Origin of the sequence: Yersinia rochesterensis, assembly GCF_003600645.1 — a bacterium.
In the GTDB taxonomy this organism is placed as follows: domain Bacteria; phylum Pseudomonadota; class Gammaproteobacteria; order Enterobacterales; family Enterobacteriaceae; genus Yersinia; species Yersinia rochesterensis.
This window is the reverse complement of sequence record NZ_CP032482.1, coordinates 298,614-314,302: the sequence shown is the minus strand read 5'-3', so window position 1 is coordinate 314,302 and position 15,689 is coordinate 298,614. Positions and strand designations below refer to the sequence as shown.

The window sequence follows — 15,689 nt, the reverse complement described above, 5'->3', positions numbered from 1 at the left end:
TGCCTCAAAGGAGAGACTCTGATGAATGACAACATTTATCAAGAGATTGAAAATAACCCGCGTTTCAAAGAGTTGGTGCACAAGCGCAGCCGTTTTGCCTGGCTACTGTCGCTGATTACCTTGGCGCTGTATGTCGGTTTCATTTTCCTTATAGCTTTCGAACCACAATGGCTCGGCACCCCGCTATATGCAGGTGCGACCATTACTCGCGGTATTCCTGTGGGCGTGGGCTTGATTATTATTTCTTTTGTTCTTACAGGTATTTACGTTATTCGTGCTAATGGCGAGTTTGACCGTCTGACGGCAGAAATTCTTCGTGAGGTGAAGCAATGAAGACTCGCCATTGGTCCGTACTTTCCCTATTAGCTCTGCCAGCGCTGTCACAGGCAGAGGCAATTACCGGCGAAGTTCAACGCCAACCACTTAATATTGAAGCAATTGTGATGTTCGTGCTGTTTGTCGGCGCAACACTCTATATCACCTACTGGGCATCAAAACGCACCCGTTCACGTGGCGATTATTACACTGCGGGTGGGCGTATAACGGGTTTCCAAAATGGTTTGGCGATTGCCGGTGACTTTATGTCTGCGGCCTCATTCCTCGGTATTTCCGCATTGGTCTATACCTCCGGTTACGATGGTCTGATTTACTCCATCGGGTTCCTCATCGGGTGGCCAATCATTCTATTTCTAATCGCTGAACGCCTGCGTAACCTGGGCCGCTATACTTTTGCCGACGTAGCATCTTACCGGTTAAAACAAAGACCTATCCGGACATTATCTGCCTGTGGCTCATTAGTCGTCGTGGCTTTATACCTGATCGCACAAATGGTTGGCGCAGGTAAGTTAATTGAGTTGCTATTTGGTTTGAACTATCACGTAGCCGTAGTGTTGGTGGGCCTGCTGATGGTGCTGTACGTCCTGTTTGGTGGCATGCTGGCCACAACATGGGTACAGATAATCAAAGCGGTATTGCTACTGGCTGGTGCATCATTTATGGCTATCATGGTCATGAAATCGGTTAACTTTAACTTCAATACATTATTCAGCGAAGCCGTTAAAGTTCACCCTAAAGGTCTATCAATCATGAGCCCTGGGGGATTGGTATCTGACCCGATATCGGCCTTGTCCCTTGGACTGGCATTGATGTTTGGTACTGCCGGTTTACCACATATTTTGATGCGATTCTTCACCGTAAGTGATGCCAAAGAGGCCCGTAAAAGTGTGTTCTATGCAACAGGCTTTATCGGTTACTTCTACATATTGACCTTCATTATTGGTTTTGGCGCAATCCTGTTAGTCGGCCCAAACCCAGCCTTCAAAGATGCCGCTGGCGCATTGTTGGGCGGCAACAATATGGCCGCAGTTCATCTGGCTGACGCTGTAGGCGGTAGCTTCTTCTTAGGCTTTATCTCAGCAGTGGCTTTTGCAACTATCCTGGCAGTCGTCGCCGGCCTGACATTGGCGGGTGCATCTGCGGTTTCTCATGACCTTTATGCCAGCGTCATCAAGAAAGGCAAAGCAAATGAGCGCGATGAGTTGAAAGTGTCTAAAATCACCGTCGTGGTTTTAGGGCTTGTCGCAATCGGCTTAGGCATTCTGTTTGAAAAACAAAATATTGCCTTCATGGTCGGTTTGGCATTCTCCATTGCAGCCAGCTGTAACTTCCCCATTATTTTCATTTCGATGTATTGGGAAAAACTGACTACGCGCGGCGCAATGATTGGAGGCTGGTTAGGGTTACTGACTGCGGTGATCCTGATGATTTTAGGCCCAACTATCTGGGTCAAGATCTTAGGGCATGCAGAACCAATCTATCCATATGAATACCCAGCATTATTCTCAATGATAGTGGCATTTGTCGGGATCTGGTTCTTCTCCATCACAGATAACTCAGTTGAGGGCCAGCAAGAGCGCCTGCGCTTCAAAGCCCAGTTTGTACGGTCACAAACTGGCTTGGGCGCCTCTCAGAGTAGTTCTCACTAATCCTCATTATTCACAAAAGGCCCTAAGGGGCCTTTTTTATGGTTTTAGCCAGCAGTCCAACCATAATAAATCATATTTTCTATTCTCGGTAAAAGGCATGCCCCAATGCCAGGCAAGTCGGATATCCAACTGTGACTCTGCATTTTGTGAGCGACAAGCATGTACTTGGTTACCCAAGTATTCTGTCAGCTTAGTGATAAGCTATGGCTGAATCCCGGTATAAGTGATTCATATTTCATTAAATCGCGACCAACTTTCCGATATAAAAAAAGCCCTCTGCGCAGCAGAAGGCTTTTCTCTTTTTCTTTTCCACATAGCAAAAACCCCACGCTTTTGGCATGGGGTCTCGGCTTTATTTGATGCCTGGCAGTGTCCTACTCTCGCATGGGGAGACCCCACACTACCATCGGCGCTACGGCGTTTCACTTCTGAGTTCGGCATGGAGTCAGGTGGGTCCACCGCGCTATGGCCGCCAGGCAAATTCTGTTTTAATTAACCCGCTATGCAATATCACACAGCCAGCCAATCCAATCTCGGAACTTCGCTGAAAATCTTAATTTCTCTCAAATCACCAAAACACCTTCGGTGTTGTAAGGTTAAGCCTCACGGATCATTAGTACTGGTTAGCTCAATGCATCGCTGCACTTACACACCCAGCCTATCAACGTCATAGTCTTTAACGTTCCTTCAGGGGGCTTAAAGCCCCAGGGAAGACTCATCTCGAGGCAAGTTTCCCGCTTAGATGCTTTCAGCGGTTATCTCTTCCGAATTTAGCTACCGGGCAATGCCATTGGCATGACAACCCGAACACCAGTGATTCGTCCACTCCGGTCCTCTCGTACTAGGAGCAGCCCCTCTCAATCTTCCAACGCCCACGGCAGATAGGGACCGAACTGTCTCACGACGTTCTAAACCCAGCTCGCGTACCACTTTAAATGGCGAACAGCCATACCCTTGGGACCTACTTCAGCCCCAGGATGTGATGAGCCGACATCGAGGTGCCAAACACCGCCGTCGATATGAACTCTTGGGCGGTATCAGCCTGTTATCCCCGGAGTACCTTTTATCCGTTGAGCGATGGCCCTTCCATTCAGAACCACCGGATCACTAAGACCTACTTTCGTACCTGCTCGAGCCGTCACTCTCGCAGTCAAGCTAGCTTATGCCTTTGCACTAACCTCACGATGTCCGACCGTGATTAGCTAACCTTCGTGCTCCTCCGTTACTCTTTGGGAGGAGACCGCCCCAGTCAAACTACCCACCAGACACTGTCCTCACCCCGGATTACGGGGCCGAGTTAGAACATCAAACATTAAAGGGTGGTATTTCAAGGTTGGCTCCATGCAGACTGGCGTCCACACTTCAATGCCTCCCACCTATCCTACACATCAAGGCTCAATGTTCAGTGTCAAGCTATAGTAAAGGTTCACGGGGTCTTTCCGTCTTGCCGCGGGTACACTGCATCTTCACAGCGAGTTCAATTTCACTGAGTCTCGGGTGGAGACAGCCTGGCCATCATTACGCCATTCGTGCAGGTCGGAACTTACCCGACAAGGAATTTCGCTACCTTAGGACCGTTATAGTTACGGCCGCCGTTTACTGGGGCTTCGATCAAGAGCTTCGCCTTGCGGCTGACCCCATCAATTAACCTTCCAGCACCGGGCAGGCGTCACACCGTATACGTCCACTTTCGTGTTTGCACAGTGCTGTGTTTTTATTAAACAGTTGCAGCCAGCTGGTATCTGCGACTGGCTTCGGCGCCGGGAGCAAGTCCCATTACCTAATGCCAGCGTGCCTTCTCCCGAAGTTACGGCACCATTTTGCCTAGTTCCTTCACCCGAGTTCTCTCAAGCGCCTGAGTATTCTCTACCTGACCACCTGTGTCGGTTTGGGGTACGATTTAATGTTACCTGATGCTTAGAGGCTTTTCCTGGAAGCTTGGCATCAACTACTTCATCACCGTAGTGACTCGTCATCACACCTCAGCGTTGATAAGCAACCGGATTTACCAAGTCGCTCCGCCTACATGCTTAAACCGGGACAACCGTCGCCCGGCTAGCCTAGCCTTCTCCGTCCCCCCTTCGCAGTAACACCAAGTACAGGAATATTAACCTGTTTCCCATCGACTACGCTTTTCAGCCTCGCCTTAGGGGTCGACTCACCCTGCCCCGATTAACGTTGGACAGGAACCCTTGGTCTTCCGGCGTGCGGGTTTTTCACCCGCATTATCGTTACTTATGTCAGCATTCGCACTTCTGATACCTCCAGCAACCCTCACAGGTCACCTTCAACGGCTTACAGAACGCTCCCCTACCCAACAACACCTAAGTGTCGCTGCCGCAGCTTCGGTGCATGGTTTAGCCCCGTTACATCTTCCGCGCAGGCCGACTCGACCAGTGAGCTATTACGCTTTCTTTAAATGATGGCTGCTTCTAAGCCAACATCCTGGCTGTCTATGCCTTCCCACATCGTTTCCCACTTAACCATGACTTTGGGACCTTAGCTGGCGGTCTGGGTTGTTTCCCTCTTCACGACGGACGTTAGCACCCGCCGTGTGTCTCCCGTGATAACATTCTTCGGTATTCGGAGTTTGCATCGGTTTGGTAAGCCGGGATGGCCCCCTAGCCGAAACAGTGCTCTACCCCCGAAGATGAGTTCACGAGGCGCTACCTAAATAGCTTTCGGGGAGAACCAGCTATCTCCCGGTTTGATTGGCCTTTCACCCCCAGCCACAAGTCATCCGCTAATTTTTCAACATTAGTCGGTTCGGTCCTCCAGTTAGTGTTACCCAACCTTCAACCTGCCCATGGCTAGATCACCGGGTTTCGGGTCTATACCTTGCAACTAGACGCCCAGTTAAGACTCGGTTTCCCTACGGCTCCCCTATTCGGTTAACCTTGCTACAAAATATAAGTCGCTGACCCATTATACAAAAGGTACGCAGTCACACCACGAAGGTGCTCCCACTGCTTGTACGTACACGGTTTCAGGTTCTATTTCACTCCCCTCGCCGGGGTTCTTTTCGCCTTTCCCTCACGGTACTGGTTCACTATCGGTCAGTCAGGAGTATTTAGCCTTGGAGGATGGTCCCCCCATATTCAGACAGGATGTCACGTGTCCCGCCCTACTCATCGAGTTCACAGCAAGTGTGTTTTTGTGTACGGGAGTATCACCCTGTACCCTGCGACTTTCCAGACGCTTCCACTAACACACAAACTGATTCAGACTCTGGGCTCCTCCCCGTTCGCTCGCCGCTACTAGGGGAATCTCGGTTGATTTCTTTTCCTCGGGGTACTTAGATGTTTCAGTTCCCCCGGTTCGCCTTGCATGGCTATGTATTCACCATGCAATAGTGCAACGAATTGCACTGGGTTTCCCCATTCGGGTATCGTCGGTTATAACGGTTCATATCACCTTACCGACGCTTTTCGCAGATTAGCACGCCCTTCATCGCCTCTGACTGCCTAGGCATCCACCGTGTACGCTTAGTCGCTTAACCTCACAACCCGAAGGTGTCTTTGCAGACAACTTGCGTTGCGATTATTTGAGAGACTCTAATACAGGTTAATCCTTATCTCAGTACATCTACGGAGAGATAAGTTTCAGCTGTATTGTTTCAATTTTCAGCTTGTTCCAGATTGTTAAAGAGCAATATCTTAAACACGACTTGGTAAAGTCATCTTTAAGATATTCAGTTGATAATGTCTTTCACACATTATCGGATTGGCGTCCCCAAGGGGATTCGAACCCCTGTTACAGCCGTGAAAGGGCAGTGTCCTAGGCCTCTAGACGATGGGGACACGAAGTTCCGATTAAACCGAAATCTAACCGTTTCGCATCAGCATGAGTCGAAACTCACGACATCAACAGGTGCTCTTGCTCATTTACATTCATCAGACAATCTGTGTGGACACTACGCAATGCGTATCGTTAGGTAAGGAGGTGATCCAACCGCAGGTTCCCCTACGGTTACCTTGTTACGACTTCACCCCAGTCATGAATCACAAAGTGGTAAGCGCCCTCCCGAAGGTTAAGCTACCTACTTCTTTTGCAACCCACTCCCATGGTGTGACGGGCGGTGTGTACAAGGCCCGGGAACGTATTCACCGTAGCATTCTGATCTACGATTACTAGCGATTCCGACTTCATGGAGTCGAGTTGCAGACTCCAATCCGGACTACGACAGACTTTATGTGGTCCGCTTGCTCTCGCGAGTTCGCTTCACTTTGTATCTGCCATTGTAGCACGTGTGTAGCCCTACTCGTAAGGGCCATGATGACTTGACGTCATCCCCACCTTCCTCCGGTTTGTCACCGGCAGTCTCCCTTGAGTTCCCACCATTACGTGCTGGCAACAAAGGATAAGGGTTGCGCTCGTTGCGGGACTTAACCCAACATTTCACAACACGAGCTGACGACAGCCATGCAGCACCTGTCTCACAGTTCCCGAAGGCACCGAAGCATCTCTGCTAAGTTCTGTGGATGTCAAGAGTAGGTAAGGTTCTTCGCGTTGCATCGAATTAAACCACATGCTCCACCGCTTGTGCGGGCCCCCGTCAATTCATTTGAGTTTTAACCTTGCGGCCGTACTCCCCAGGCGGTCGACTTAACGCGTTAGCTCCGGAAGCCACGCCTCAAGGGCACAACCTCCAAGTCGACATCGTTTACAGCGTGGACTACCAGGGTATCTAATCCTGTTTGCTCCCCACGCTTTCGCACCTGAGCGTCAGTCTTTGTCCAGGGGGCCGCCTTCGCCACCGGTATTCCTCCAGATCTCTACGCATTTCACCGCTACACCTGGAATTCTACCCCCCTCTACAAGACTCTAGCTTGCCAGTTTCAAATGCAGTTCCCACGTTAAGCGCGGGGATTTCACATCTGACTTAACAAACCGCCTGCGTGCGCTTTACGCCCAGTAATTCCGATTAACGCTTGCACCCTCCGTATTACCGCGGCTGCTGGCACGGAGTTAGCCGGTGCTTCTTCTGCGAGTAACGTCAATCAATCGTGCTATTAACACGACTGCCTTCCTCCTCGCTGAAAGTGCTTTACAACCCGAAGGCCTTCTTCACACACGCGGCATGGCTGCATCAGGCTTGCGCCCATTGTGCAATATTCCCCACTGCTGCCTCCCGTAGGAGTCTGGACCGTGTCTCAGTTCCAGTGTGGCTGGTCATCCTCTCAGACCAGCTAGGGATCGTCGCCTAGGTGAGCCATTACCCCACCTACTAGCTAATCCCATCTGGGCACATCCGATGGCGTGAGGCCCGAAGGTCCCCCACTTTGCTCTTGCGAGGTCATGCGGTATTAGCTACCGTTTCCAGTAGTTATCCCCCTCCATCAGGCAGTTTCCCAGACATTACTCACCCGTCCGCCGCTCGCCGGCAAAGTAGTAAACTACTTCCCGCTGCCGCTCGACTTGCATGTGTTAGGCCTGCCGCCAGCGTTCAATCTGAGCCATGATCAAACTCTTCAATTTAAGATTTGTTTGATTTGCTATGAGTTAACATAGCGATGCTCAAAGATTACTTTCTGCAAATATGCATTCGAACCGAAGTTCAAATGTGTACTGCTTTGGTCACTCTTCAAGACTTTGATATTTCTTCTGCCTGTCGAAACAGGCTTCGATATCGTCTTGCGAGTGCCCACACAGATTGTCTGATAAATTGTTAAAGAGCGTTCGTTACCCGTTTGCCTTTCGGCGAATCTTACGGTAACGCGGGAGGCAGATAATACGCTTTCCCGCTGAAGAGTCAAGGATTTATTTGTTTTCTTTCGAAGTCAAAATCATTCTTTTCTCTTCCTGACCCGGCGAAGTGTGTTTCGTTGTTCCCGGTCAGTGGAGGCGCATTATAGGGAGTTCCTGACAGGCTGCAACCCCTAATTTGAAAAAACTTTTCAACCGTGTTTTATTTCAACAATTTGCGGTGATAACCACCGTTATCGTCACTTTTTGTACTGTAGCGCTGAGAAATCCTGAGCAAAACCGCTTACCTGTTGCCAATCGGTATACTCAACTTCCTTACTGGTATCCGTTTCTCCACCCGTCATTCGCATAATAAGTTGAATCATGACCCTGTCGATCCACCGATAGCGCGGATAACGCAGGGCTCCAGCGAATACTGTACACAATGTGGGTTGCCAAGGTGTGCCAAGTAAGAACTTGCGAACATAAGCATTAGTCTGTGGTGAACGTTTCTCTGGTTTACGCGCGGTCAGATTGACTGCAAAGAACGCACTCGGTATTTGATTAAGCTGTTCGACGTGTTTACTGACGAATTGACTCAATACCGGACTGAAATGACCATAACGTACAGAGGCACCAATCATTACTTGTTGATACTGGCTCAGGTCTATTTTCTCCACATCGGCCAAGTCCTGTATTTCACACGTGGCCCCAGGGGATAATTCCTTAGCTATATAAGAAGCGATGGTTTGCGTTTGGCCGTCTCGACTGGAGTAAAGTATCAATACTTTCATAGCAATGTTCCTTATGCAGAATTACTCACGCCAGAATGTTGGAGTGAAAAGAACCAGCAAAGTGAAAACTTCTAACCGGCCAAATAGCATTGTTATCACTAATATCCATTTAGCAGCCGGATTCATAGAAGTGAAGTTATCCGCGACTACGCCCAAACCTGGCCCCAAGTTGTTCAATGTTGCAGTCACTGCCGCAAAAGCAGAAAACTCATCAACACCCGTCGCGATGATAGCCAACATGCTGATAATGAACACCAATGCATATGCAGAGAAGAAACCCCAAACTGCTTCCAGTATCCGCTCCGGCAATGCTCGCCGCCCCAGTTTAATGGTGTAAACCGCGTTTGGATGAACCAAGCGCTTTAGCTCACGCGAACCTTGTAGATAGAGCAACAGGATTCGGATAACTTTCAAACCGCCACCGGTCGACCCCGCACACCCCCCAATAAAAGCAGAGCATAATAAGAGTATTGGTAGGAATAACGGCCACTTGGAAATACTGTCTGTCGTAAAGCCCGCCGTAGTCGCCATAGAGACCACTTGGAAAAAGGCCTGATTTAAGGTTTCCATCCCCGACTTGTACACGCTATGTTGCCAGAGCACTAAGGTACAAACGATAACCAGCGTCAATTGTACAAAGATAAACATACGGAATTCGGGATCACGCCAATAAACTTTTAAACTGCGACCACTGAGCACAGCAAAGTGCAGACCAAAGTTACACCCCGAAATCAACAAGAAAATAGCAATAATGGTGTTAATCGTCGGGCTGTTGAAGTAACCAATACTGGCGTCATGAGTAGAAAAGCCGCCTATCGCGATCGTAGAGAAACTGTGAGAAATAGCATCAAACACCGACATTCCTGCAGCCCACAGAGAAAGCGCACAGGCGATGGTCAGCAAAACATAGATAAGCCACAGTGTTTTCGCAGTTTCAGCAATCCGGGGACGCATTTTATTGTCTTTCAACGGGCCGGGCATTTCTGCACGGTAGAGCTGCATCCCCCCAACACCCAAGATAGGCAAAATGGCCACCGCTAGCACGATGATCCCCATGCCACCAAGCCACTGCAGCATTTGTCGATAGAATAAAATAGCTTTAGGCAGCGAATCCAACCCCACCAGCGTAGTGGCACCGGTGGTTGTCAGCCCAGAGAATGATTCAAAGAATGCATCAGTCAGTGAAAGATTAGGCCGCTCAGAAAATAAAAACGGTAATGCCCCGACACTGCCCAGCACTGTCCAGAACAACACCACAATCAAAAAGCCCTCTCGGGGCTTCAACTCATGCTTCTGTTTTCGGTTCGGTAGCCATAGCAAAAGGCCTATTGCCAGGGCAACAAAAAAGGTTTCGCTGAAGGCACGGCCGGCACCATCACGATAGATCAAGGCCACTACCCCAGGAATAAACATTGTCCCGGAGAATAAGATAACTAACAGGCCGACAATACGGGTTATGGCACGAAAATGCATTCCGGCACGTTCCTTAGCAATTCACTTGGATGGGGATTATTGCGAAATGGGCGTCAATTGCAACGTACCACGACTGAGATCCCGCAATTTATCCCCGACCTGACTGGCTTGAGTTGCTGGCAAAGAGAGATGGAGTGTCACGAACTGTGCGTAATCACTCTGTAAAATCTGGCCTTCAACCTGCTGTAATAATGTTTCTACTATGGACAACTGCGCATAGTCACACTGCAAAGTATATTCTACCTGTGGGACTTTATATTTTACTTCAATTTGCTTCAACGCCTGTTGAACACCACTGCCATAAGCCCTGACTAACCCACCAGTACCCAGCTTGATGCCACCATAATAGCGTACAACCACCGCGGTTATTTCACCTATTCCACAGCCCATCAGTTGGGCAAGAATCGGTTTACCCGCCGTGCCCGAAGGCTCGCCATCATCGGAAAAACCTAATTGCTGTGAATCTGTAGGTGCCCCGGCAACAAAAGCCCAGCAATGATGCCGGGCAGTTGGATGCTGCTGCTTTACCTGCTGAATAAAATCTTTCGCTTCATTCACCCCACTGGTAGGAGCCAGTAAGGTGATGAATCGACTTTTTTTAATCTCTTCGCTGATAGTCACCGGCGCTGCAGGTATTAAATAAGGCTGCATCAGGCCAGCTTCAGGTCACGAGTCATGTTCTCAACCCGATTATCGTGAATAACGATATTGTCTTCTATACGAATACCACCATAAGGCTTCAGTGTTTCAATAAGATCCCAATTGAAATGCTGACTGAATTCACCGGAGCGCCAAGGTGCCAGTAAGGATTCAATAAAGTAGAGGCCGGGTTCAATGGTCAACACCATGCGCGGTTGCAGAATACGGGTGCAGCGTAAGTAAGGATATTTGGATGGCGCGCTGAGATGCGTCCCTTTATCGTCCTGCATAAAACCAGCAGTATCATGCACTTGCAACCCTAGAGGGTGACCCAACCCATGCGGTAAGAATGGGCAGGTAATACCTTGTTCGACCATCGCCTCTTCACTGATACCCGTAACCAGATTATGAGTACGCAGTAACTTGGCAATGCGCTGATGCATCTGAACATGATAATCGGTATAGCGCTCACCACTTTTAATGGTTTTAATCAGCTCGAGCTGCTCATTATTAAGGTCTTTGATCAATGCGGCAAAATCGTTTTCACTGTCTGCGGCATAAGTGCGGGTCAAGTCAGCAGCATAGCCGTTATATTCCGCGCCCGCATCCATCAGGAAACTACGCATTTCTGCCGGTGGTTGGTGTTGTAGCGTGGTGTAATGGAGTACAGCCGAATGTTCATTCAGCGCAACAATATTATCATAGGGCACATCAGTATCACGATGACCGGTAGCCATCAGATAAGCGAGATTGATATCAAACTCACTCATACCGGACTGGAATGCTTCATGAGCTGCGCGATGCCCGGCAACTGCCGTCTTTTGCGCTTCACGCATGCATGCCAGTTCATAATCTGTTTTATAAGAGCGGTAGAAATGCAGATAATCCAACACTGGCTGCGGGTTAATGTTTTCTGCACTGAAACCCAAGGCCTGGGCGCGTTCCTGAGCATATCCAATGTATGCAACGCGATCGCGCTGTGCCGGTAATAGTTGTGCAATATCATTAGCGTTTGCCAATGGTTGAATATCAATGGCCTTGGTCCAGAAGCTATCTGGTAACGGCTCAACACAGTGCCAATAATCTACCGGGGAGTAAAACCATAACTTCGGCGAATTAACGCCATCAACCCATAACCAGCAGTTTGGAACTTGCGTCACCGGCACCCAAGCTTTGAATTGGGCATTAACTTTAAAAGGATAGTCACGGTCATCAAGGAAAATACGTTGCAACTCACCGGAATGAATCAATAAAGCATCTAACTGATGACGCTCTAACACCTCACGAGTGCGTTGTTGTAGAGTGGATAAATGTTCGTTATATAAAGAAGCCAGCGTTTCCATCACAGTACCCTTCGCTATTAGAACTTAATTTTTCAATCTTATCATAGTCGCCGAGGCCATGTTTCGCCGACACTCATTCCATGATGTGATAACAACAATATCCAAAATAACTGACGTGATAACTCGCTCGCAAGTAGGCAATAAATCCATTTTTCAGCCCCTCGATACGCCTCGAATAAAATTGATGAAAATCAATTATGCCATCCGATTGACTGTGATCTTCACTGCAAAAAATCAATCTCTTGTTTGCAATTCATTAACAAAATATCCACACTTCCTGAATATCTGGTCATACCAGATCACATGCGCTTATTCAGGAGATAGATATGCTCTACCAAAGCGAAACATTAAAGCTTCACTGGCTGGAAAACGGCATTGCCGAGTTGGTGTTTGAAGCACCGGGTTCAGTTAATAAACTGGATACTAAAACCGTAGCCAATCTGGGTGAAGCCTTGATTGTGTTGGAAAAACAAAGCGAACTCAAAGGGTTACTATTGAGTTCAACTAAGGCGGCCTTTATTGTTGGCGCTGATATCACAGAGTTTCTATCCCTGTTTAATGCCCCACCGGAAAAATTGCATCAATGGTTGGTTTTCGCCAACGACATTTTCAATCGTTTGGAAGATTTACCGGTACCGACCCTATCTGCGATCAATGGATATGCGCTGGGTGGCGGGTGCGAATGTATTCTGGCAACAGATTTCCGTGTGGCTTCACCAGAAGCACGTATTGGCCTACCGGAAACCAAGCTCGGAATCATGCCAGGTTTTGGCGGTTCAGTTCGCTTGCCACGGTTATTAGGCGCTGACAGTGCGTTGGAAATTATCGCGGCTGGCAAAGATATTATTGCTAAAGATGCTTTAAAAGTTGGTCTGATTGATGCTGTCGTCGCCCCTGAGAAACTGGCTGATGCAGCTTTAACCATGCTGAAACAGGCTATTGACGGCAAACTTGACTGGAAAGCCGCTCGCCTCCCGAAATTGGAGCCTCTGAAGCTCAACCCCACTGAAGCCGCCATGTGTTTTACCATTGCTAAAGGCATGGTCATGCAAGTAGCAGGTAAACACTATCCGGCTCCCCTGACCGCAGTCAAAACCATCGAGGCCGCCGCAAAACTTGGTCGAACCGAAGCATTGAAGTTGGAAACCACCAGTTTTGTCCGTTTAGCGGGATCCAATGAAGCCCGGGCATTAGTCGGTATTTTCCTCAATGATCAATATGTTAAAGGACAGGCTAAAAAACTGTCCAAAGGTGTTAGTGCACCAAAACAGGCCGCAGTACTGGGTGCGGGGATTATGGGCGGTGGAATTGCCTATCAATCAGCACTGAAAGCTGTGCCAGTCATTATGAAAGACATTAATGAAAAATCCCTGACACTGGGGATGAATGAGGCGGCCAAGTTACTGAATAAACAGTTGGAACGCGGCAAAGTGGATGGTCTGAAAATGGCGAGTATCTTAGCGACTATCCAGCCAACACTTGATTACACCGGTATTGAACGCGCCCAAGTCATCGTAGAAGCGGTGGTGGAAAATCCAAAAGTGAAAGCGGCGGTGCTGGCTGAAGTTGAAGCATTGATCGGCGAAGAAACTGTTTTGGCCTCTAACACCTCTACAATTCCGATCGATCAACTCGCTAAATCCCTTAAACGCCCAGAAAACTTCTGTGGCATGCACTTCTTCAACCCCGTTCATCGCATGCCACTGGTTGAAATTATTCGAGGTGCGAAAACCTCAGATAAAACTATCGCTGCTGTTGTCGCATACGCCACGCAAATGGGTAAAACCCCGATTGTGGTCAATGATTGCCCAGGTTTCTTTGTTAACCGCGTTTTATTCCCGTATCTGGCCGGGTTCGGTATGTTAGTCAGAGACGGAGCGGACTTCCGCCAAATTGATAAAGTGATGGAAAAACAATTTGGCTGGCCAATGGGCCCTGCCTATCTATTAGATGTGGTCGGCATTGATACCGCGCACCATGCACAAGCTGTTATGGCTGCCGGCTTCCCTGAACGTATGAATAAAGATTATCGCGATGCGGTTGACGTCATGTTCGAAAACCAACGATTTGGTCAAAAAAATGGCCAGGGTTTCTACCGTTACACCCAAGATGCCAAAGGCAAACCGCGTAAAGAGAATGATGAACAAGTAGATGTGTTATTAGCACAAGTCATTCAATCAGTTAAGAAATTTAGTGATGAAGATATTATTGCCCGCACCATGATCCCGATGATCAATGAAGTCGTGCGGTGTCTGGAAGAAGGTATTATTGCCAGCCCAGCTGAGGGCGACATGGCGCTGGTGTATGGCATTGGGTTCCCGCCATTCCACGGCGGCGTTTTCCGTTACCTTGACACCATCGGCAGTGCAAATTATGTCGAAATGGCTCAGCGTTATGTTCATCTTGGTGCGCTGTATCACGTCCCGGCGGGGCTGAGGGCCAAAGCTGAACATAACGAAAGCTATTATCCTGTAGCGACAGCGCTGCCTGATATTTCTACCAGTCAACCGGCATGAGGTCTGAAAACATGGAAAATGTAGTCATTATTGATGCCGTCCGCACACCGATGGGCCGCTCCAAAGGCGGCGCATTCCGTCAGGTTCGGGCGGAAGATCTCTCTGCTCACGTAATGCGGGCAATGCTGAGCCGCAATCCTAAGCTGAATGCCGCCGAAATCGACGATATTTATTGGGGTTGTGTGCAGCAAACACTAGAGCAGGGCTTTAATATCGCCCGCAATGCTTCTTTGCTGGCCGAAATTCCTCATAGTGTCCCTGCGGTGACAGTAAACCGCCTGTGTGGCTCATCAATGCAAGCTTTGCATGATGGTGCCAGAGCTATCATGGTGGGTGATGCGCAAGTCAGTTTGATTGGTGGTGTGGAACATATGGGCCATGTACCCATGAATCACGGTGTTGATTTCCATCCTGGCATGGGCCGCACTGTGGCTAAAGCCGCAGGAATGATGGGGCTAACAGCCGAAATGCTGGCAAAGATTCATAATATCAGCCGCGAGTCTCAAGATGAGTTTGCAGTCCGCTCCCATCAACGGGCATCTGCCGCCACACAGGAAGGCTATTTTGCCAAAGAGATTGTCGCCACCAATGGACACGATGCCGATGGCATATTAAAACGCTTTGATTTTGATGAAGTTATTCGCCCTGAAACCAATTTGGCGGGTTTAGCGGCTCTACGCCCAGCTTTTGATCCAGTGAATGGGACAGTGACGGCGGGGACATCCTCAGCACTTTCTGATGGTGCTTCCGCGATGCTAATCATGAGCGAATCTCGTGCAAAATCATTGGGTTTGACGCCACGTGCCCGTATTCGCTCGATGGCCGTGGTCGGTTGCGACCCATCAATTATGGGCTATGGCCCAGTACCCGCCAGCAAATTGGCACTAAAGCGCGCCGGGCTTAAGCTCGAAGATATTGGTTTATTTGAATTAAATGAGGCGTTTGCCGCTCAGTCATTGGCTTGCTTGAAAGGTTTGGGTCTACTGGAAAGCATGGATGACAAGGTAAACCTGAATGGGGGCGCCATTGCACTCGGCCATCCATTAGGCTGTTCAGGAGCACGAATTTCCACCACGTTGCTCAATCTGATGGAGCATCGTGACGTGCAATTCGGCCTGGCAACCATGTGCATTGGCTTAGGCCAAGGCATTGCGACTGTCTTTGAACGCGTATAACCAAAAAACATTAAGGGCCTGAATACAGGCCCTTAGACTGGAGTTTAGTTGCCGTTTTCCCGCCTGTCAGGGGCGGGCT

The 15,689-nt window shown here is 49.0% G+C and carries 8 protein-coding genes, 1 tRNA gene and 3 rRNA genes; 4 read left to right on the top strand and 8 right to left on the bottom strand.

Annotation, left to right across the window (positions count from 1 at the left end; genetic code table 11):
* The first annotated feature begins 21 nt into the window (after nucleotides 1–21).
* Nucleotides 22–333, top strand: coding sequence for a DUF485 domain-containing protein (locus tag DXZ79_RS01495; RefSeq protein ID WP_004391748.1), 312 nt, complete (start codon nucleotides 22–24; stop codon nucleotides 331–333).
* On the top strand, nucleotides 330–1,985 hold the full coding sequence (gene actP / locus DXZ79_RS01490) for a cation/acetate symporter ActP (protein ID WP_038637084.1): 1,656 nt from the start codon (nucleotides 330–332) through the stop codon (nucleotides 1,983–1,985). The genes DXZ79_RS01495 and actP overlap by 4 nt, the downstream gene beginning before the upstream one ends.
* A 361-nt stretch (nucleotides 1,986–2,346) precedes the next feature.
* Here the strand turns inward: actP and rrf are convergent.
* From rrf to pepQ, 8 genes are all read right to left on the bottom strand, one after another.
* Nucleotides 2,347–2,462: ribosomal RNA gene (gene rrf, locus DXZ79_RS01485) — 5S ribosomal RNA — on the bottom strand.
* Nucleotides 2,463–2,577: 115 nt separating this feature from the next.
* Nucleotides 2,578–5,484 (bottom strand): 23S ribosomal RNA (locus DXZ79_RS01480).
* Nucleotides 5,485–5,709: 225 nt separating this feature from the next.
* Nucleotides 5,710–5,785 (bottom strand) — tRNA-Glu (locus tag DXZ79_RS01475).
* A 135-nt stretch (nucleotides 5,786–5,920) separates the two neighbouring features.
* Nucleotides 5,921–7,463, bottom strand: a 16S ribosomal RNA gene (locus DXZ79_RS01470).
* Together the 16S, 23S and 5S rRNA genes with 1 tRNA gene alongside form the textbook arrangement of a ribosomal RNA operon.
* Nucleotides 7,464–7,930: 467 nt before the next feature.
* Nucleotides 7,931–8,464, bottom strand: a complete 534-nt coding sequence (hemG, locus tag DXZ79_RS01460; protein ID WP_038638396.1) for a menaquinone-dependent protoporphyrinogen IX dehydrogenase — start codon at nucleotides 8,462–8,464, stop codon at nucleotides 7,931–7,933.
* Nucleotides 8,465–8,485: 21 nt separating this feature from the next.
* Complete coding sequence (gene trkH, locus DXZ79_RS01455; RefSeq protein WP_038638393.1) at nucleotides 8,486–9,937, bottom strand: Trk system potassium transporter TrkH; 1,452 nt, start codon at nucleotides 9,935–9,937, stop codon at nucleotides 8,486–8,488.
* A gap of 36 nt (nucleotides 9,938–9,973) precedes the next feature.
* On the bottom strand, nucleotides 9,974–10,588 hold the full coding sequence (locus tag DXZ79_RS01450) for an IMPACT family protein (protein WP_038638390.1): 615 nt from the start codon (nucleotides 10,586–10,588) through the stop codon (nucleotides 9,974–9,976).
* Nucleotides 10,588–11,919, bottom strand: coding sequence for a Xaa-Pro dipeptidase (pepQ, locus tag DXZ79_RS01445; protein WP_050292273.1), 1,332 nt, complete (start codon nucleotides 11,917–11,919; stop codon nucleotides 10,588–10,590). The genes DXZ79_RS01450 and pepQ overlap by 1 nt, the downstream gene beginning before the upstream one ends.
* 326 nt (nucleotides 11,920–12,245) lie before the next feature.
* On the opposite strand from pepQ, the gene fadB reads away from it, so the two are divergent.
* Together fadB and fadA are read left to right on the top strand one after the other, a co-directional pair.
* Entirely contained in the window at nucleotides 12,246–14,435 is a 2,190-nt protein-coding gene (fadB, locus tag DXZ79_RS01440) for a fatty acid oxidation complex subunit alpha FadB (RefSeq protein WP_038638384.1), read from the top strand.
* Between the two features lie 11 nt (nucleotides 14,436–14,446).
* Nucleotides 14,447–15,610, top strand: coding sequence for an acetyl-CoA C-acyltransferase FadA (gene fadA / locus DXZ79_RS01435; protein ID WP_038638380.1), 1,164 nt, complete (start codon nucleotides 14,447–14,449; stop codon nucleotides 15,608–15,610).
* The last annotated feature ends 79 nt before the right edge of the window (nucleotides 15,611–15,689 follow it).

What these genes read in the sequence shown, in the direction of transcription:
- DXZ79_RS01495 (WP_004391748.1), top strand. Translation starts at nt 22, where the DNA reads ATGAATGACAACATTTATCAAGAGATTGAAAATAACCCGCGTTTCAAA.
- fadB (WP_038638384.1), top strand. Translation starts at nt 12,246, where the DNA reads ATGCTCTACCAAAGCGAAACATTAAAGCTTCACTGGCTGGAAAACGGC.
- pepQ (WP_050292273.1), bottom strand. Translation starts at nt 11,919, where the DNA reads ATGGAAACGCTGGCTTCTTTATATAACGAACATTTATCCACTCTACAA.
- hemG (WP_038638396.1), bottom strand. Translation starts at nt 8,464, where the DNA reads ATGAAAGTATTGATACTTTACTCCAGTCGAGACGGCCAAACGCAAACC.
- fadA (WP_038638380.1), top strand. Translation starts at nt 14,447, where the DNA reads ATGGAAAATGTAGTCATTATTGATGCCGTCCGCACACCGATGGGCCGC.
- actP (WP_038637084.1), top strand. Translation starts at nt 330, where the DNA reads ATGAAGACTCGCCATTGGTCCGTACTTTCCCTATTAGCTCTGCCAGCG.
- trkH (WP_038638393.1), bottom strand. Translation starts at nt 9,937, where the DNA reads ATGCATTTTCGTGCCATAACCCGTATTGTCGGCCTGTTAGTTATCTTA.
- DXZ79_RS01450 (WP_038638390.1), bottom strand. Translation starts at nt 10,588, where the DNA reads ATGCAGCCTTATTTAATACCTGCAGCGCCGGTGACTATCAGCGAAGAG.